The sequence below is a fragment of the Rhodococcus sp. B50 genome (assembly GCF_013602415.1).
Taxonomy (GTDB): Bacteria; Actinomycetota; Actinomycetes; order Mycobacteriales; family Mycobacteriaceae; genus Rhodococcus.
The window spans coordinates 3,588,342-3,605,560 of record NZ_WPAG02000002.1 but is presented as its reverse complement, the minus strand read 5'-3'; the positions used below and the strand labels follow the sequence as shown (position 1 = coordinate 3,605,560).

Annotated in this window: 18 protein-coding genes; 10 read left to right on the top strand and 8 right to left on the bottom strand. The window is 67.9% G+C overall.

Going from position 1 to position 17,219, the window contains the following annotated elements; all coding sequences use genetic code 11:
• Positions 1 to 5: 5 nt before the first annotated feature.
• The 5 genes from GON09_RS16945 (at position 6) to GON09_RS16925 (ending at position 3,053) form a co-directional block, all read left to right on the top strand.
• Positions 6 to 1,163 carry an acyl-CoA dehydrogenase family protein gene (locus tag GON09_RS16945; RefSeq protein WP_213932795.1) on the top strand — a complete coding sequence of 386 codons (1,158 nt, stop codon included), beginning with the start codon at positions 6 to 8 and terminating at the stop codon, positions 1,161 to 1,163.
• A 24-nt stretch (positions 1,164 to 1,187) separates the two neighbouring features.
• Positions 1,188 to 1,946 (top strand): SDR family NAD(P)-dependent oxidoreductase, encoded by a 759-nt coding sequence (locus GON09_RS16940; protein WP_213932794.1) that lies wholly within the window; start codon positions 1,188 to 1,190, stop codon positions 1,944 to 1,946.
• A gap of 19 nt (positions 1,947 to 1,965) precedes the next feature.
• Positions 1,966 to 2,394: an NUDIX hydrolase gene (locus GON09_RS16935; protein WP_307854400.1), complete on the top strand. Its 429-nt coding sequence runs from the start codon at positions 1,966 to 1,968 to the stop codon at positions 2,392 to 2,394.
• 87 nt (positions 2,395 to 2,481) lie between these two features.
• The gene (locus GON09_RS16930; protein WP_213932793.1) at positions 2,482 to 2,769 is read left to right on the top strand and encodes a putative quinol monooxygenase; all 288 of its coding nucleotides are present in this window, start codon (positions 2,482 to 2,484) and stop codon (positions 2,767 to 2,769) included.
• A gap of 122 nt (positions 2,770 to 2,891) precedes the next feature.
• Positions 2,892 to 3,053: a hypothetical protein gene (locus GON09_RS16925; protein WP_213932792.1), complete on the top strand. Its 162-nt coding sequence runs from the start codon at positions 2,892 to 2,894 to the stop codon at positions 3,051 to 3,053.
• Positions 3,054 to 3,080: 27 nt separating this feature from the next.
• Here the strand turns inward: GON09_RS16925 and GON09_RS16920 are convergent, their stop codons facing one another.
• The gene (locus GON09_RS16920; protein ID WP_213934496.1) at positions 3,081 to 3,419 is read right to left on the bottom strand and encodes a metallopeptidase family protein; all 339 of its coding nucleotides are present in this window, start codon (positions 3,417 to 3,419) and stop codon (positions 3,081 to 3,083) included.
• A 13-nt stretch (positions 3,420 to 3,432) separates the two neighbouring features.
• Entirely contained in the window at positions 3,433 to 4,491 is a 1,059-nt protein-coding gene (locus GON09_RS16915; RefSeq protein ID WP_374195397.1) for a septum formation family protein, read from the bottom strand.
• A gap of 36 nt (positions 4,492 to 4,527) precedes the next feature.
• On the opposite strand from GON09_RS16915, the gene GON09_RS16910 reads away from it, so the two are divergent.
• The 3 genes from GON09_RS16910 (at position 4,528) to wecB (ending at position 7,523) form a co-directional block, all read left to right on the top strand.
• Positions 4,528 to 4,920, top strand: a complete 393-nt coding sequence (locus tag GON09_RS16910; protein WP_213932790.1) for an ankyrin repeat domain-containing protein — start codon at positions 4,528 to 4,530, stop codon at positions 4,918 to 4,920.
• A gap of 11 nt (positions 4,921 to 4,931) precedes the next feature.
• Positions 4,932 to 6,194 carry a serine--tRNA ligase gene (serS, locus tag GON09_RS16905; RefSeq protein ID WP_213932789.1) on the top strand — a complete coding sequence of 421 codons (1,263 nt, stop codon included), beginning with the start codon at positions 4,932 to 4,934 and terminating at the stop codon, positions 6,192 to 6,194.
• Between the two features lie 171 nt (positions 6,195 to 6,365).
• Complete coding sequence (gene wecB / locus GON09_RS16900) at positions 6,366 to 7,523, top strand: non-hydrolyzing UDP-N-acetylglucosamine 2-epimerase (RefSeq protein WP_213932788.1); 1,158 nt, start codon at positions 6,366 to 6,368, stop codon at positions 7,521 to 7,523.
• A 59-nt stretch (positions 7,524 to 7,582) separates the two neighbouring features.
• Here wecB and wecC read toward each other — a convergent pair whose 3' ends face one another.
• The 3 genes from wecC to GON09_RS16885 are packed head-to-tail and all read right to left on the bottom strand — an operon-like array spanning position 7,583 to position 10,810.
• On the bottom strand, positions 7,583 to 8,839 hold the full coding sequence (gene wecC / locus GON09_RS16895) for a UDP-N-acetyl-D-mannosamine dehydrogenase (protein WP_213932787.1): 1,257 nt from the start codon (positions 8,837 to 8,839) through the stop codon (positions 7,583 to 7,585).
• On the bottom strand, positions 8,832 to 9,647 hold the full coding sequence (locus GON09_RS16890; protein ID WP_213932786.1) for a WecB/TagA/CpsF family glycosyltransferase: 816 nt from the start codon (positions 9,645 to 9,647) through the stop codon (positions 8,832 to 8,834). Before GON09_RS16890 ends, wecC begins: the two co-directional genes overlap by 8 nt.
• The gene (locus tag GON09_RS16885; protein WP_213932785.1) at positions 9,644 to 10,810 is read right to left on the bottom strand and encodes a hypothetical protein; all 1,167 of its coding nucleotides are present in this window, start codon (positions 10,808 to 10,810) and stop codon (positions 9,644 to 9,646) included. The genes GON09_RS16890 and GON09_RS16885 overlap by 4 nt, the downstream gene beginning before the upstream one ends.
• A 304-nt stretch (positions 10,811 to 11,114) precedes the next feature.
• On the opposite strand from GON09_RS16885, the gene GON09_RS16880 reads away from it, so the two are divergent.
• The gene (locus GON09_RS16880; RefSeq protein ID WP_213932784.1) at positions 11,115 to 11,771 is read left to right on the top strand and encodes a PIG-L deacetylase family protein; all 657 of its coding nucleotides are present in this window, start codon (positions 11,115 to 11,117) and stop codon (positions 11,769 to 11,771) included.
• A 50-nt stretch (positions 11,772 to 11,821) separates the two neighbouring features.
• On the opposite strand, the gene GON09_RS16875 is transcribed toward GON09_RS16880, so the two are convergent.
• The 3 genes from GON09_RS16875 to GON09_RS16865 form a co-directional block, all read right to left on the bottom strand.
• Positions 11,822 to 12,421 (bottom strand): dTDP-4-dehydrorhamnose 3,5-epimerase family protein, encoded by a 600-nt coding sequence (locus GON09_RS16875; protein ID WP_213932783.1) that lies wholly within the window; start codon positions 12,419 to 12,421, stop codon positions 11,822 to 11,824.
• A gap of 71 nt (positions 12,422 to 12,492) precedes the next feature.
• Positions 12,493 to 13,497 carry a glycosyltransferase family A protein gene (locus tag GON09_RS16870; RefSeq protein WP_213932782.1) on the bottom strand — a complete coding sequence of 335 codons (1,005 nt, stop codon included), beginning with the start codon at positions 13,495 to 13,497 and terminating at the stop codon, positions 12,493 to 12,495.
• Positions 13,498 to 13,522: 25 nt separating this feature from the next.
• The gene (locus tag GON09_RS16865; protein ID WP_307854399.1) at positions 13,523 to 15,646 is read right to left on the bottom strand and encodes an alginate lyase family protein; all 2,124 of its coding nucleotides are present in this window, start codon (positions 15,644 to 15,646) and stop codon (positions 13,523 to 13,525) included.
• Positions 15,647 to 15,787: 141 nt separating this feature from the next.
• On the opposite strand from GON09_RS16865, the gene GON09_RS16860 reads away from it, so the two are divergent.
• A complete protein-coding gene (locus GON09_RS16860) occupies positions 15,788 to 17,167 on the top strand; it encodes a phenylacetate--CoA ligase family protein (protein ID WP_213932781.1) in 1,380 nt (459 codons plus the stop codon).
• The last annotated feature ends 52 nt before the right edge of the window (positions 17,168 to 17,219 follow it).

The window sequence follows — 17,219 nt, the reverse complement described above, 5'->3', positions numbered from 1 at the left end:
AAGCCATGAAACGCACCCATTTCGACGACGACCACGAGGCATACCGGGAGACCGTGCGCGAATTCCTCGCCCGCGAGATCGAACCGAACTACGAGAAGTGGGAAGAAGAGCGGCTCGTCGACCGCTCGGCATGGATCGCCGCCGGTAAGTCCGGCATCGTCGGTCTGGGAGCGCCGGAGGAATTCGGTGGCTCGGGCGTGGCCGACTACCGGTTCCGTCACGTCGTGCAGGAGGAGATCGCACGTACCGGGACGACCTCGTTCGGTGCGGGCCTTTCGCTGCAGGACGACATCACGATCCCGTACATCGTGCACCTCGGCACGGAGGAGCAGAAGGCCCGCTGGCTGCCGAAGATGGCCACCGGTGAGCGCATCGGCGCGATCGCGATGACCGAGCCCGGAGCCGGATCCGACCTGCAGGGCGTGAAGGCGACTGCGGTGCGCGACGGTGACGAATGGGTGATCAACGGCCAGAAGACGTTCATCACCAACGGAATCCACTCCGATCTCGTCATCGTGGTGTGCCGCACCGACCCGAGCGCGGGCTCGAAGGGCTTCTCGCTCATCGTCGTCGAACGCGACACTCCCGGCTTCGGCCGTGGCCGCAAGCTCCACAAGGTCGGGCTGGCCGCGCAGGACACCGCCGAACTCGTCTTCGAGGACGCCCGCGTCCCCGCGGAGAACCTGCTCGGTACCGAGGGGCGTGGCTTCGTGCATCTCATGGAGAATCTGCCCCTCGAACGCATCGGTATCGCGGTCAGCGCGATCACCTCGGCGCGGGCCGCCTACGAGTGGACCGCGCAGTACGTCTTCGAGCGCAAGGCCTTCGGCAAGGCCATCGGCGACCTGCAGAACACCCGCTTCGTGCTTGCCGAGATGCTCACCGAGATCGAGATCACCGAGTCGCATGTCGACCGCTGCGTGCTCGCCCTCAACGCCGGGGAGCTCACGCCGGTGGATGCGTCGAAGGCCAAGTGGTGGGCGACGGAACTGCAGAAGCGCGTCGTCGATCGCTGCGTGCAGCTGCACGGCGGGTACGGCTACATGATGGAGTACCCGATCGGCCGCGCCTACGTCGATGCGCGCATCCAGACGATCTACGGTGGCACCACCGAGATCATGAAGGAGATCATCGGCCGCGACATCGCTGCACACTACGCGTAATCGGTTCACGGGAAGAGGGATTCGATGTTCGACCTCACAGGCAAGCGCGCTCTCGTCACCGGCGGTTCCACCGGGATCGGTCTCGGCATGGCCCGAGGTCTCGCCCGCACCGGGGCCGACGTCACCCTGTGGGGTCGAAGCGAGGACAAACTCGCGGACGCGGCGGCGGACATCGGGAGGTTCGCCGGCCGTGTGGCCACCCGATCGGTGGACGTCTCCGACGAGCGGGCCGTGACCGACGGTGTCGCGGCCCTCGTCGAGGACTTCGGCGGGCTCGACGTCGTGGTGGTCAACGCCGGAATCGGATCGTCGCTGCAGAAGTTCCACGAGTCGACGACCGAACGGTACCGCTCGGTCATGGCCACCAACGTCGACGGTGCGTTCTTCACGATGCGGGAGACCTCACGCGTGCTCGTCGAACAGGGCACCGGGGGTTCGATGATCGTCACGTCGAGCCTCGGTGCGCTGCAGGGCGCCGGACGCAACCAGCCCTATGCGGCGAGCAAGGCCGCGGTGCTCGCGCTCGCCAACGGATGCGCCGTCGAGTTCGCGCGTCACCGGATCCGGGTCAACAGTGTGCTGCCGGGCTGGATCGCCACCGACATGACCGGTCCGCTGCAGGCGTCCGACGCCTTCAACTCGAACGTCATCGGCCGCGTGCCGCTCGGCCGGTGGGGCACCCCGGAGGACTTCGAGGGAATCGCGGTCTACCTCGCCGGCGACGCGTCGTCCTTCCAGACGGGCAGCACCACGCTCATCGACGGTGGCTACAGCATGTTCTGACGGGTCCTAGGATGGTCCGGTGACCCAGGACCGCGTGATCGGTGACCGTGTGATTCGGGTGAGCGCCGTCGTTCTCCGCAACGCCGCCGGTGAGGTGCTCACCGTGCGGAAGCGGAACACGTCGCGATTCATGCTGCCCGGAGGCAAGCCGGATCCGGGGGAGACCCCTGCCGAGACCGCCGTTCGCGAGTGCGCCGAGGAGCTGGGCGCCGAACTGGACCTCTCCTCGTTGCGTCTGATCGGGGTCTTCGACGCCGACGCCGCCAACGAGCCCGGCTACCGGCTCGAAGGAACCGTGTACGAGCATCCGCTCGTGGAGGTCGCCGGCGCTGCGGCGGAGATCGCCGAGACGCGCTGGCTCGATCCGGCGGACCTTCCGCTGCCCGACGATCTCGCGCCGCTGCTCGAGCACCACGTACTCCCCGCACTCACGTCGGCGTCCCGGTAATCCTGTTTCCGGCAAGCTGTTGCGCAGTTCTCATCCATGGGGAAATGTGGTGAGGGCAGTCACATCGCACATCACGGAAGGTCTCCCATGGCGCTCACCGCTCTGCTCGAACTCGAATTCAAGGCCGACTCCCTCGACGACGCGAAGAAGGTCATGACGCGCGTGCTCGACGAGACGCGACAGTTCGACGGATGCGACGGCATCGAGATCCTCGTCGACCAGAAGAACGAGGCCCGCTGGGTGGTCGTGGAGAAGTGGCGCTCGGCCGAGCACGACGCCGCGTACCGCAAGTTCCGCGCCGGCGAGGGTGCCATCACCGATCTCGGACCCCTCCTGGCGGGAGCGCCCAAGCTCGGGCACTTCACCACCCTCTGAGCTTTCACCGGAGCGCGGGCGGAGTCGGTCGTCAGCCGGTGAAACGCGGACGGTAGGGTGACCCCCGGGGCGGACGTGTGCCGTCTGCCTCGAAGTGACATCGACTGTGGAGGTAACCGGGCATGTTGGAACTCTTCGGCGTCATCGTCGTGTGGCTCACCGTGGCCGTCGTCGTTGTCGGAACCGTCATCATGTTCGTCGTCTCGACGCTCAGCCCGCACTTCGGTCAGCGCAAGGCCAAGGGTCCGCGCCTCGACAAGGCGACCGCCGCGCGCAACAAGTAGCACCGGGTACCGATCGCGAAGAGCGCCTCAGCCCCAGCCCAGCTGGTGGAGGCGCTCTTCGTCGATTCCGAAATAATGTGCGATCTCGTGGACGACCGTGACGAGCACTTCGTGCACCACGTCGTCGTCGCTGTCGCAGATGTCGAGGATCGCGTCGCGGTAGATCGTGATCATGTCCGGTAGCGATCCCGCATAGTGGCTGTCGCGCTCGGTGAGCGCGACACCTTGGTACAGACCCAGCAGGTCCGGTTCGTCCTCGTGGCGTGGTTCGACGAGCACTACGACGTTGTCGATCGCCCGCGCGAGTTCGCGGGGGATCTCGTCGAGTGCTTCCGAGACGAGCTCCTCGAAGTGCTCGTCCTCCATGTGCACCGGCACGTCACGACCCCGGCAGGGGGACGGCGCCCGGCAGCGGCGTCGGCAACGACCGGCCTTCCGGCACGGGCGGCGGCGGCACGGGCGGCTGGCCGTCGATGAGGATGTCGCCCTTGGCGCTGCCGGTGATCGACGAGAAGCCACCACCTTCGACCTGCTTGCCGATCGAGCAGTTCACCTTGCGGCTGCCGGCGAGCCAGCTGTCGTAGTCGAGGTTGTCCCAGAACAGTGTCAGCGTCTTGTTCCGCAGTGCCTCCGGGCTGCCGAGGTACTCGTTGACCAGGCGCGTGCACGTCTCCTCGAGGTAGCCGTCCTGATCCTCGATGCTCGGTAGGCCGCCGGGGAACTGTCCGCCCAGGTCGACCACCGCGACGACCTCGAAAGCGTGCGGCTTGGAGCACTCCACCGGATCGGCGGGCACACCGTTGTTGATGCCGATGCATACACCGACGTCCCACGCGCGCGACTGGTCCTGGTCGGCGACCCGGCCCTTGATCGGCAGCAGGTTGCCGGTGGTCGACGAGAACTGCAGGCCGCACCGCAGGGTGCGTTCGCCGGCCGCCCAGCCCGCCTCACCTGGATTGATCAGGCCGATACTGAACTTGCCGTTCGGGTCGAACCGGCCGTCGAGATAGTCCAGCGCGGCCGGTGCGCACTGCTCGTCGCGAAGCTCGGTGAAGCGCGTGACCGACGGGAACCGCGAGCCCGGTCCCCACTCGGTGCCGGGATACAGACTCAGATCGATGTCGGCGGCCACCTCGAACAGGTGCGTCTCGGCGCAGTCGACCTTCGCGAGGTCGCTCGCGTCGAGAGCGCTCCAGTTCAGGCAGTCGCCGGCGGTGGCGGTACCGAACGCTTCCCCCGCGACCGCGCCGGTGGTGCTGATGCCGGCGCCGCCGTTCTCGTCCCCGCCGTCGGTGCCCTGGAACCCCGCGACGACGAACGTCGCGATCGCCGCCAGGACGGCACCGGCCGCGACGAGCACCAGGGCGCGTCGAGTCAACCGCGCCGAGGGCGGGCGACGGTCGGGCTTGGGCTTGTTGTCTTCGGCCATCACTTCCATCATGCCTGTTCGAGTGGACGCAGGTAGTTTCGGCTCATGGCCGACGACCCGATCGATCCGCAGATTCTCGAGATCGCCAAGCACACCTTCGACGCCGCCCGGCAGGGAGACGTCGAGACACTCACCGCATACGTCGATGCCGGGGTTCCCGTGAACCTCACCAACGAGACCGGCGACACGCTGCTCATGTTGGCGTCCTATCACGGACACGCCGAGGCCGTACAGGCCCTGGTCGACCGGGGGGCCGACGTCGACCGGCTCAACGACCGCGGTCAGTCGCCTCTCGCGGGTGCGGTCTTCAAGGGCGCGGAGTCGGTCGTGCGGGTGCTCGCCGAGGCCGGTGCGAACCCGCGTCACGGACATCCCACCGCGGAGGACACCGCGACGATGTTCGGGCGCGACGACTACCTGGAACTCTGGCAGCGGTAGGCTTCGATTCCGTGATCGACCTCAAGTTCCTCCGCGAGAATCCCGATGCCGTCCGCGAGTCGCAGCGCATGCGGGGGGAGGACCCGGGCCTCGTCGACGTGCTGCTCGAGGCCGACGCCTCTCGTCGCGCCGCGGTCCTCGCCGGTGACAATGCACGTGCCGAACAGAAGGCCCTGGGCAAGAAGGTCGGCAAGGCGTCCCCCGAGGAACGTCCCGCGCTGCTCGACGGCGCCAAGGAGCTGGCGGCGAAGGTCAAGGAGCTCGAGGCCGAGCAGCACGCTGCGCAGGAGGCCTTCGATCGCGCGCACCTCGCGATCTCCAACGTTGTGCAGGACGGCGTGCCCGCGGGCGGCGAGGACGACTTCGTCACGCTCGAGACCGTCGGCGAGTTGCCCACCTTCGACTTCGAACCGAAGGACCACCTCGCGCTCGGCGAGTCGCTGGGGCTGATCGACATGGAGCGCGGCGCCAAGGTCTCCGGAGCCCGGTTCTACTTCCTCACCGGTTACGGTGCGCTGCTGCAGCTGGGTCTGCTGCAGCTCGCCGCGCAGAAGGCCACCTCGAACGGGTTCACGATGATGATCCCGCCCGTGCTCGTGCGTCCCGAGGTCATGCAGGGCACCGGCTTCCTCGGTCAGCACGCCGACGAGGTGTACCGGCTCGAGGAGGACGACCTCTATCTCGTGGGCACCTCCGAGGTGCCGCTCGCGGGTTACCACTCGGGCGAGATCCTCGACTTGTCGAAGGGCCCGAAGCGGTACGCGGGCTGGTCGTCGTGCTTCCGTCGAGAGGCGGGCAGCTACGGCAAGGACACCCGCGGCATCATCCGTGTGCACCAGTTCGACAAGGTCGAGATGTTCGTCTACTGCCGGCCCGAGGAAGCCGCGGCGGAACACGAGCGTCTGCTGGCTTGGGAGCGCGAGATGCTCGCCGCCATCGACGTGCCGTACCGCGTCATCGACGTCGCCGCCGGCGATCTCGGTTCCTCGGCCTCCCGCAAGTTCGACTGCGAGGCATGGGTGCCCACGCAGGAGCGCTACCGTGAGCTCACGTCGACGTCGAATTGCACGACCTTCCAGGGGCGTCGCCTGAACGTCCGGTACCGCGACGAGAACGGCAAGCCGCAGACGGCCGCGACCCTCAACGGCACGCTCGCGACCACCCGATGGCTCGTCGCGCTGCTCGAGAACCACCAGCAGGCCGACGGTTCGGTGAAGGTGCCCGAGGCCCTCGTGCCGTTCGTGGGACGCGAGGTGCTCGAACCGGCCGGCTGACCGGTTCACCGGCCGGCCGGTCGACCGGTACGGCTCCGCTTCGACTCCGGCTCCTCATCGCACCCGCGGTGGGGAGCCGTTCTCATGGGCCCGGCCGAATATAACCAACTAGAAGTTGGTTTCTAGAATAAAAACAGTCCCTAAGTCCTTATTCGACGCTATTCTTGGACCATGGAGAAGGTTTTGGTGGTCTACGGAACTCGTCCCGAGGCGATCAAGATGGCGCCGGTCGTCACCGCCTTGCAGAGATCGGAAGTGCTCGAACCCGTTGTCGCAGTGACCGGCCAGCACCGCGAGATGCTGGACCAGGTCAACACCCTGTTCGGTATCGAACCGAGCCACGACCTCGATATCCTCACCCACCGACAGGGACTCGAGGCCATCACGGCCAAGGCTCTCGGCGGGGTGTCGGAGGTGATCGCCCGCGAGGAGCCCAGTGCGGTTCTCGTCCAAGGGGATACGACGACCTGCTTCGCCGCGGCCCTCGCGGCGTTCTACTGCAAGGTGCCGCTCGTACACCTGGAGGCCGGCCTCCGGACCGGGGACCGTTACAACCCCTTCCCGGAGGAGGTGAACCGGCGTCTGACCTCTCAACTGGCGTCGCTGCACCTGGCCCCCACCCCCACCTCCCGCGCCAACCTGTTGACGGACGGAATCGATCCCGGCGACATCGTCGTCACGGGCAATACGGTGATCGACGCGCTCTACACAGTGACTTCGCAGAAGCCGTCGCTCGACAACCCGGATCTCGAGCCCCTGCTCGGGCGTCCGCTGGTTCTCGTCACGGCGCACCGGCGCGAGTCGTGGGGAGAGCCGATGGCCCGGTCGGCGCGTGCCGTCGCCCGTCTGGCCCGCGCGTTCCCGCACCTGACGTTCCTCCTGCCGGCGCACCTCAATCCGATCGTGCGGGAGGTACTCCTGCCACCCCTCGCCGATCTGGACAACGTGGTCGTGACGAACCCGCTGTCCTACAGCGACTTCGCCCTCGCGATGGCGGCGTCGACGATCGTGCTGACCGACAGCGGCGGAGTGCAGGAGGAAGCTCCGAGCCTCGGCAAGCCGGTCCTGGTGATGCGGGAGACCACCGAGAGACCCGAGGCCATCTCGGCGGGCACTGTCCGGCTGGTGGGGACGGACGAGGAACTCATCGTCGAGTGGGTCACCCGTCTGCTCACCCAGCCCACTGCGTACGACGAGATGGCCCGCGCGGTCAATCCGTACGGGGACGGGAACGCGGCGCAGCGTTCCGTCGACGCGATCGAGCACTTCTTCGGCCTCGGACCCCGTCCCGCGGAGTTCGCCCCGGTCGAGGCGGTCCGCTCCTACTGAACTCCGGAAGCGGAACGACCGGTAGGTGTTCTCACACCTACCGGCCGTTCTCCGTCGGTTCAGCGCCACACGCCGCGGGTGTCGTAGACGACTTTGCCCGCCAGGAGACTGCGCGACAGGGACCGGAACTGGTCGTGGTCCACGAGCTCGACGACGATGTCCGCAGCGGCGATGGCCTCCCGGCACCGCGCGGTGCGCACACTCTCGTACCCGAGGAGAGTGTCCGGCACCTCGTGCACGAACGGATCGGCGAGCAGCAGCTCGACGTCGGGAAGCGCCTTCGCGATGAGTTCGACGACGTGCAGGGCCGGGCTCTCCCGGATGTCGTCGACATTGGCCTTGAATGTCAGGCCCAGGCACGCGACCGTGGGATTCTTGAAACGCGAACAGGTTTCGATAACCTGCTGTGCCACGTAGTTCGGCTTGGAATCGTTGATCTCCCGCGCGGTGCGGATCAGTTTCGCCGAACCCGGCGACGCACCGACGATGAACCACGGGTCGACGGCGATGCAGTGCCCGCCGACCCCCGGCCCGGGACTGAGGATGTTCACCCGTGGATGCCGGTTCGCGAGACGGATGACCTCCCAGACATCCAGTTCGAGTTCGTCCGACACATAAGACAATTCGTTGGCGAAGGCGATGTTGATGTCGCGGTAGGCATTCTCGACCAGTTTCGCCATCTCGGCGCTCGCGGCATCCGTCAGGCAGATCTCGCCCTGGCAGAAAACCCGGTAGATGGCCGCGGCGCGTTGAGCGCACAGCGGCGTGATCCCGCCGACCACACGGTCGTTCGTGATCATCTCGATCATGATGCGGCCCGGGAGGACGCGTTCGGGACAGTGGGCGATATGGATGTCGGGCAGACCCTCGTCGGTGTGGGGGAGACGGAGGTCGGGTCGCAGTTCGGACAGCCATCGACTGACGTTCTCGGTGGTCCCGGGCGGTGATGTCGATTCGAGGACCACGATCTCGCCACCACGCAGTTGCGGGGCGATCTGCTCGGTCGCGCGTCGTACGTACGACAGGTCGGCGGTGTGGTCGGCGTTGAACGGCGTCGGCACGGCGATGATGTATGCGTCGGCGAGGGGCACGGTGTCGGTCGCACTCAAGGTCCCCATGGCCACGGCGCCGGCCAGGCTCACCGCGAGATCGGGTTCGGCGAACGGCACCTCGCCCCGCGAGACCGCCGACACGATACGGGGATCGACGTCCACGCCGATGACGTCGATGTCGCGGGTCGCAAGGACGACGGCCGTCGGCAGTCCGATGTAACCGAGTCCGACGACGGCCACGGTGCCGCTGAATGTGTCAGCCATGATGCTTCCTCGGGGTCGGGAACTTCTCGGGACGCGGGTAGGGCGGTGTGGTGCGGAACCGCTCGCGGGCGAGCAGGATCAAGAAGGCGGTATTGGTCGTCAGATAGCGCCGCCACATCCGGCGCGGTTCCTGGAGGAGGCGGTACGCCCACTCCATGCCGGCCCGCTGCCAGTGTTCGGGAGCGCGCTTGGTGATCCCGGCGAGGACGTCGAACGAGCCACCGACACCGTGACGGATCGGGGCGCCCAGCACGTCCTCCCACCGGCGCAGGAAGTTCTCCTTGCGGGGTGACGGCATGCCCAGGAAGAGCATGTCCGCGCCGGACTCGCGGACCGCCCGGGCGATCGCCTCCTCCTCCGATTCCTCGAAATATCCGTGGTGGGCGCCGGCGATCCGGAGACCGGGGTAGGTCGTGGTGAGGACGTCCACGAGCGCGTCGAGCACCTGTTGCTCGGCGCCGAGCAGATAGACGGAGCGGTGTTCGGCGTCGGCCGCGGCGAGCAACGAGGTGAACAGGTCGATCCCGGCGACGCGTTCCGGCAGCGGGTATCCCAGGAGATTCCCCGCCCACACGACTGCCTGCCCGTCGGCGAGGAGCAGATCGCACTCGAGCAGGGATTCGCGCAACGCGGTGTCCTTGCGCAGACGAACGGTCTTCGCCGCGTTGACGACTCCGATGGTCATCCGGTCGCGGCGCTCGAGGGCATCGCGGCACCGCGCGACAGCCTCGTCCATCGTGACGGCATCGAGCGGCATCCCGAACAGGGTCGCCGATGTGCGGACGCCGGTGGTGGAGTTGGTGGTCATCGGGTACCTCCGAGTTCGTTGCGCGGCAGCCACGCGTAGAGCATCCAGCCGAGTTCGTACGGGCGGCATTCGTAATCCACGACTCCGGCGGGCAGGAGCCGGTCGAGTCCCGTAAGCACGGTGCCCGGGCGCAGTGCGGTGGTCGCGGCGGCCACCGATCTCGCGGCCTTGCGCGGTTCCCGACGGCCGACCTTGCGCCAGACGACGTCCTGGGATTCGCAGACGAGATCCGCCAGTGTCTCGGGATGGCTGTGGAGCCAGTCGATCCCGAGTTCGATCGCCGCCGTGTGATCATCGCCGCCGGCCGCCGCGAGGTCGAACAGCACGAGCGGTGCCATCGCGTGCTGGTGGACGCTGTAGACGGGGAAGCGCTCGACCACCGTGTGCCCACGCGAGTCGTAGTGCCACCACCACTGGCCGGCCTCACCCTGCAACGCGCAGATCCGTGTGGCGCACGCATTCGCCGCGGCGAGCGCGACGCCGTCGTTCGTCGCCGCGGCTGTCCGGGCGAGTGCCTGGAGGGGATAGACCTGGTCGGCGAAGGACCCGATGTGCCGGCGCAGTCTGCTGCCCGTGCCGACGGGGATCATGTGGGGGAAGAGACCGCCGGGACCCTGGGCGGCGAGGAGCCGCCTGGTCAGGGTCCGCACGAGACCGCTGGAATCGAACTGTGTGCGTGCGGCGAGTGCTGCCGTGAGTGCCCACGCCGCGTCGACCGTCGCCTGGGGGCTGCCGCTCTCGCACCGGCTGCGGAGATCCGCGTACAGCGCGGCATCGATCGAGCCGGTGATCTCGGCGCAGGCCCACACCGCGAGAGCGACGGCACCGGTGTCGCGGTGGCTGCGAGCCCGGCTCGCGGTGCGACGGGCGAGCTCCACGGCCGTATCCCCGTGCAAAACACTGCGCTGCACGTGTTCGGGCAGCAGGTGCAGCCCGAGGGCGGCGATGGAGGCGTAGCGCGTGTTCCGCCCTTCGAGCCGGAGTTCGGTACCGAAGGAGGTCCTGACGCCGCGTGCCGTCTGGGGGAAGCCGTCCCCGTCGTACATGCGGGTGAGGCCGCGTACGGCGAGATCGGTCAACTGGAGGACGCGCACGGTCGTCTCCGGACGAGTACCGCTCCGCGGTGGTCCGTGGTCCTTGTGCAGTCCTGCCGCACTATTCATGGGAACTCCTTCGCGGACGAATGCCGGTCGTCGTGGAGCGGACGCAAGTCTGTGGATGGCGGAAATAAACTGATGCAAGGATAGCTAATGGGCTAGAAAAAGTCCTAGAGTTTGTTTATGCCTTGTTGGCGGACTTCGAATGTGTTTTAGTGGGTTCACGATCGAATGTCGGCCCGCTCCGTTCGTCTTCGGGGTCCACCGTCAGCCTGGCCTCCGTCGACGAAGACAAGGTGTTGATCATGAAAGTGCTTCCACCCGCCGCCGTGCGCATTCCCGGCCGCAAGACGGAGGAGGTGCGGGAGTCATGATCGAGTTGATGCCGCGCAACGTCCGTGAGGTCGCCCTGTTCGGCGCCCACTGCGACGACATCGCGATGGGGGTCGGCGGCACGCTGCTGACCCTGTCGACGGCGTGTCCGAATCTGCGTGTCCGTGCCTTCGTCCTCTCCGGCGGCGATACCCCACGTGAGATCGAGGAGAACCACGCGCTGCGGGCCCTGTGTCCCGGCGCGGATGTGATGGTTCGCGTGCTGGACATCCCGGACGGGCGTGCCCCGGGCTATTGGGAGGGAATCAAGATCGCGCTCCAGTCCTTCCGTTACCACACCGACCCGGACGTGGTGTTCGCTCCGCAGCGTGCCGACGCGCACCAGGACCATCGATTGCTCGCCGAGATGGTGCCGACGGTGTTCCGCGACCATCTGGTGCTCGGCTACGAGATCCTCAAGTGGGAGGCGGACATGCCGGCCACCGCCGTGTACCACCCGCTCACCAGGGATGTCGCGGCGGAGAAGGCGCGCGTGCTGCTCAAGCACTATCCCTCGCAGACCGACCACGACTGGTTCGACGAGGAGGCATTCCTCGGTCTCTCCCGTCTCCGCGGAGTGCAGTGCCGGTACCCGCACGCCGAGGCCTTCGTCCTGGAGAAGGCGGTGGTCCGGTTCGACGGACAGCGCACCTGACGGACAGCGCATGTGGCGGACAGTGCGCCCGAGGGTGCGCCGCCGGGCGGTCACCACAACACGTCGGCCGGGTTCTCCGAGGAGGGGAGCCCGGCCAGCAATTCCTTCCAGCTTCCCGCCGCCGCGTCACGCGCGCTGATCGTCGTCACCGGGAGCGGCCAGACGATTGCCAGGTCCGGATCGTCGTGTGCCACCGCAAGATCCTCACGCGGGTCGTGCGGCCGGTCGATGCGGTAACACACGTCGGTGACGTCGGCCAGGGCCTGGAAGCCGTGCAGGAAGCCCGGTGGTACGAAGAGGTGGGCGAACTCGACGTCGTCGAGCAGGAACGCCTGCGACCGGCCGAAAGTGGGCGATCCGTAGCGGATGTCGACCAGCACGTCGTGGATCGCCCCGTGCGCGCAGCGCACCAGCTTGGCCTCCCCCTCTCCGGACCGTCCGTGCATGCCCCGGATGACGCCCCGCGCGGAGCGGGACTGCGAGTCCTGCACGAAGTCCGAAGCCCGGACCGCCGGCGAATCCGAACGGCTCTGGAGATACGCGTCGAATTCGGCCGCGTCGAAGGTGCGGGTGAAGAGACCGCGATCGTCGCGGAACGGTTCGGGGCGGAGAACGAGCACACCGGCCAGGTCGGTGGTGTCGATACGCATCGCAGGCCCCCCTCGGACTTGTGGATCGGAAGTCGTGTCGAATCGGAAGATGTGCGGGATCGGGAGGCGCATCAGGTCGGAGCGTTGAGACGGACGGCGACCCGCCCGGCGGCACTCGCGAGCCGCTGCTTCGCCGGATACAGCATCCGGATCGGACCGGGGGCCACCGTGACGGACGCGAGCGCGACGGCAGCGCGCAGCGAGCGCCGGTAGGTGTAGGCGTCCCGGGCCGCGATCCGAGCCGTGGGCAGATCGTTGCGGAGGAAAGCGGACCGGGCCCGACGCAGAGCCTGGTCGTAGCGGAGCCTGCCCACCGTCTCTTCCAGGGCCACGTGCTCCTCGGGGGTCTTCGCCAACGCCGCCCCTGCCTGGAACGACCGGATCAACTGCCGTTCGAAGGTCGCGACGGTGGCCTCGTCCCTCGAGTCCGAGTCGCCGCGCAGCCGGTACCGGGCGAGCCGGTCGGGCAGCATCTGCACCTCGAAACGGTCGGCGAGGCGCAGCCAGACGATCACCGATTCGTCGACGTCGTCGATGCCCGAGGCGTAGGCGTTCACGGCGGACCACGCCTCGCGGCGAACCGCCGCCGTGTAGTAGGGAACCTCGCCGCCGAGGACGTCGAGCAGCGTGAGACGTCCGCGCCCCCGGCGATTCCCGCCCGCCCCGATCGACCGCATGTATCCGGTGGGCAGCAGCCCCTCGGAATCGGTGAACAGGTGGGCGTCCACCGCGACGGCGTCGATCTCGGGCCGCGAGTCGAGCACGGCGCCGACCCGCGTGCAGAAACCGGGCATCAGGTGATCGTCACTGTCGAGGACACACAGGTACCGTCCTCGTGCCGCCGTCGCCGCTGCGGAGATCCCGCCCGCGTAGCCTCGATTCTCCTGTCTCACCAGGATGATTCGCGGGTCGTTCAGATACCGTCCGATCACGCGTGCCATATCGTCCGACATTCCGTTGTCGACGATCACGTGTTCCCAGTCGTCCCGTTTCTGTGCGAAGACGGATTCGATCGTCTCGGCGACGTAATCCTCGGTGCGGTAGGCGGTGGTGAGGAAGCTGAAGGTCGGTTCCATGCTCGAACTCCTCCGACTGTGCGAATCAGATTGTGGGGATCAGGTTGTGGGGAACGGGGTCGTTGCTCGGCAGGAGGGTGTGGACGTGGGTGCCGTCCCCGTCGTGCCATCGGACGGTGATCGCGGCGTCGTGCAGTTCGACGGCGAGTCCCGAGACCACCGGCTCGTCGGCGCCGCACGGTGTCAAGGTCGTCACCAGCGCGACCGGAGGCGTCGCGTGCACGACGCTGCCGACGAGCCATGCAGGGACGCGGGATTCGAGCCGATGCGACCACCAGCCCAGGTTCGTATCGGTGTCGCCCCGGATCTCGCTGCGGATCGGATCCCCCGAAGAGGCCGCGTAGGCGAGCTGCAGGACCGGCGCGCCGTCCCTGAGGACGAGGTGGCCGCAGCCGACGGGCCGGGCGTCGAGGGACGGGTGCAGCGGCCAGGCGGTGCGGAACTCGTGGTGACCGGTGCCGGTGAACACGTCCACCACTACTGCGGTGGCGCGGTCGGGCGGTGCGATGAGCCACCTGCGGTGCACGACGGGTTCGTCGAGGCGGAGGTAGCCGTCGTGCTCGGCGTCCACGAAGCCGGAGGCGATGTCCACGGAGTGGGTGCGTACTCGCGCGTGCTGCCGCCAGAGGAAGGCACCGCCGATGACGGACTGGTCGAGCCCGTCCACCGAGGCAGTGGGATGGGCCCGTGTTCCCCGGTGTGCGGCCCGCCAGTCGGGGTGGCCGTAATAACTCGTCACGCCCGGATGGCCGACGAGCTCGCGGCCGTCGGCACTCAGGGTGACCGCGAGTGCGTCGGCGTGGCCGTGCGCTGCGATCGAGAGGTACCCGAGGGGCCCGACGTCCATGGTGATCCGGCGTCGCCCGGAGCGCAGCACCACGAGACCACCGTCGCGGGCGTGGAAGCTGCCGAAGGGCTCGCTCCCGGTGGGTGCGTCTGCGCGGGCCTCCGTGCGGAGAGCCAGCCACGCCGCGGCCGGCGGGAGGGTGCCGGCCCGTATCGCTTCGGGTGTGCCCAGGACCGCACCCACGAGACCGAGATGATCACGGACGGTACGCACCGGGTACGGGTCGAGACGCAGTGCGAAACCTTCGTCGTCGTCCCCGTAGCGGGGTGCCGGGTCGTGGTCTCCGACCACCGCCGCGAGATAGCGGGCGCTGCGCGTGACGGCATTCGTCAGCAGGACGGGCGCATACGAGTCACGCCGCCGGAGCATCTCGGCCACGAGGAGCAGGAGCTCCGCTGTGAAGACCTGGTAGCCCACGGCCTGTTCGGCGCCGCCGCCGTCGGGCAGGATCTGCCGGTCCGCCTCCGCGCACAAGGCGGTGACGGCGTCGCGCTCCCACCGCGGCGACGGCCGCAGATCGGGGAGAAGGAGTGCGACGGTGGCCAGGCCCGCGAGTTCGCCGATCAGGTGATTGTTGGACGAGCTGTACAACGAGCGTTCGGCCCAGCACCGGCGGGCACTCTCCGCGAGCATGCACACCACGGTGCGGAACCGGGCGACGGTGAGACGCGGACTGTACCGCAGTCCCTGCAGCGCGACGGCCACCGAGATCGCGCGGATGCCCGCTTCGAACGCTCCACGCCACGCGATGCCCCGCCCCGGGGGATTGCCGGCGATCCACGAGTCCAGCTGGTCGAACGCTTCGGCGGCATAGCGATCGTCGTGGGTCAGGAGCCAGGCCTGCGCAAGCCACGGAAGGTGCTGCAGCCGGTTCAATTCCCAGATCCACTTCGGGTCGCCCGGTGCGGTGCGGTGATCGATTCGGTGGGACGGGAGGTTCGGCCATTCGATCCCGCCGACGGGATCGTGGTTCCAGTCGATCTCGGGTCCGAGAGCCGCTTCCGGATAACCGAAGAAGGTGAACCGGTGTTCGAGCACCCGATCCGCGGCAGCGAGCGTGACGGCGGCGGGCTCGGTTCCGGTGAGTGCGTCGATCCGCTCGGGGCCGAGGAGGACGGGACGACCCTCGGCTACGCGGAAACGTTCGAGGGCGCCACGCCAGTCGAGGTCGGGTCCGACGAGTTGCGTGTCGGTGAGCGGTCGGGACGGAAGGCACCGGCCGACGACGCGATGGACCCGCCACGCGATCTCGGCGGCTTCCATCGCGCGGAGGCGATGCGCGTACCAGGTGAGTCGTTGCACGAGACCTCCGTTACGAGGTGATCGACAGGGATCGGCACAGACCGGATGCCCCACCGTAGCAAAATCAGAGTATGTAGATTGCCGCCTAATCAGACTACAGGTATGTTTAGCGCCGAGCGTATCCGAAGCGAAGGTGGTCCCATGGCGCCTCCGAAGAAACTCGTCGCCGTCCAGCACCGCGCACGGCGGATGCATCCGCTCGCCGTCCCCATGAGCCGCGAACTCCGCCGGGTCGCCACGGCGGGCCCCGACGGGATCCGTGCCTTCCAGGAGCGTCGACTCCGGGCGATGACGCGATGGGCGGCCGTCGCCTCTCCTTTCTATCGGCAATGGTTCCGCCGCGAGAAGGTGGACCCGCGCACGTTCCGTACCCTCGACGACCTACGGCGCCTGCCCGTCCTCCGGCGCGCCGACCTGATGGATCGCCCCGAGATGTTCCGCGCCTACCCCGCGCGGGCAATGTGGGAGGCGCACTCGAGCGGGACGTCCGGTCGCGCCGTCACCGTCTACCGGACGCCGGGTTCGTCGGTCTACGAGATGCGTGTGCTCGAGCGGCAGTGGAGTTGGTTCGGACTGCCGCGCACGCCGCGCCGGGTGACTCTGGGCAGCAGCGATTTCGCGGCGGATCGTCCCGGAAGCCCCACCCGGATCGTCCCTGGCGCACGGCAACTGCTGGTGTCGAGCTACCGGCTCACGCCCGACGATCTGCCGATGATCGTGGGGGACATTCGCAGGTTCCGTCCCGACGCGATCGACGGCTGGCCTTCGAGTATCTGCCTGCTCGCGGAACTGCTGTACGAACGAGGGGAACGACTCCCCGTCCGCGCCGTCCTCACGTCGTCGGAAGCGATGCGCTCCGCCCAGCGTGGCCTGATCCGTGAGGTCTTCCGGGGCCCGATCGTCGACCACTACGGTCAAACGGAGCGCGTCGCGATGGCAGGCACGTGCGAGGCAGGTACGATGCACATCTTCCCCGATTACGGCATCGTGGAACTCGAACCCGTTCCCGGCGTCCCGGACAGGTGGGAGATCATCGGAACGCCCTTGCACAACTGGGGTTTCCCGATCTTCCGCTACCGGACGGGTGATCTGGTCGGGCCGGCGCCGGCCGGTGAGTGTGCCTGCGGGCGCGCGTTCCCCGCCCTCGGGGAACTCGACGGACGGGTCGAGGACGCCTTCACCGCGGCGGACGGCAGACCACTTCCGTTGCCGTCGACCGTGATCGACGACGTCACGGGTGTCCGCGAGGCCCAGATCGCACAACTCGCCCCCGGACGGTTCGAGATCCGGATGGTCCCGGGCGTGGGATTCGACGCCGAACGCGTCGAGCAACAGTACGTACGCAATGTCGAGCGGTTGTTCGGTCCCGGACAGGAACTCCGGGTGGTGAGCCTGGAGGCCGTGCCACGCACCGCATCCGGCAAGCTCAAATCGGCCGTGGTGGAGGGCGGAGGTGCCCGAGCCGTTCCGGCGGCCGTGGCGGATGCATTCACCGGCTATCGCCTGGGTCCGGGAGAGTGAGGCGGGATCCCGTGTCCGGGAGCGCCCGACACCGCCTTCGACCCCGGGTATC